Source organism: Chryseobacterium sp. DT-167, from assembly GCF_058310155.1.
The window spans coordinates 1-543 of the sequence record NZ_JBZEEQ010000123.1; the positions used below are offsets into that span (position 1 = coordinate 1).

The window sequence follows — 543 nt, forward strand, 5'->3', positions numbered from 1 at the left end:
TCGTCATCGTCGCCGCGAACACGCCGCAGTTCGTGGCGCTCGCGGCGGCGCTCGGCGTCCCCGAGCTCGCGGACGACGAGCGGTTCGCTTCGTCGGAGGACCGGAACCGGAACCGCGAGGAGCTCCGACCGTTGCTCGTCGAGGCGCTCGCCACGCGGACCGTCCAGGAGTGGTTCCAGGTCCTCACCGACGCGGGAGTGGCGTGCGGCCCCATCAACACGATCGACGGCGGCGTCGCGCTCGCCGACTCGCTCGGGCTCGACCCCGTCGTATCCGTGGGGTCCGGAGCCGACGCCATCCCCATGGTGCGGAACCCGATCACGTTCTCCCGCACCCCGGTCCGTTACGTGAGCGCACCGCCCACGCTCGGCGAGCACAGCGAGGAGATCCGCGCGTGGCTCGACGCTGTGGATCCCGGACCGCTCGGCGAGACGTCGGGCGAACCCGCCGCGGGTTCCCATGGCGCGGCGACCCCGAACGAAGGAACACGATGACGGACTTCCCCACGGCCATCGGCACGAGCGACGCCGACCGGATCTCGCT

The 543-nt window shown here is 71.8% G+C and carries 1 protein-coding gene; it reads left to right on the forward strand.

The window, feature by feature from the left end:
• Positions 1–494, forward strand: a 494-nt coding sequence (locus AC4FQ5_RS20090) for a CoA transferase (RefSeq protein ID WP_491146484.1), incomplete at its 5' end; no start/stop codon positions are given.
• Between the last annotated feature and the right edge of the window lie 49 nt (positions 495–543).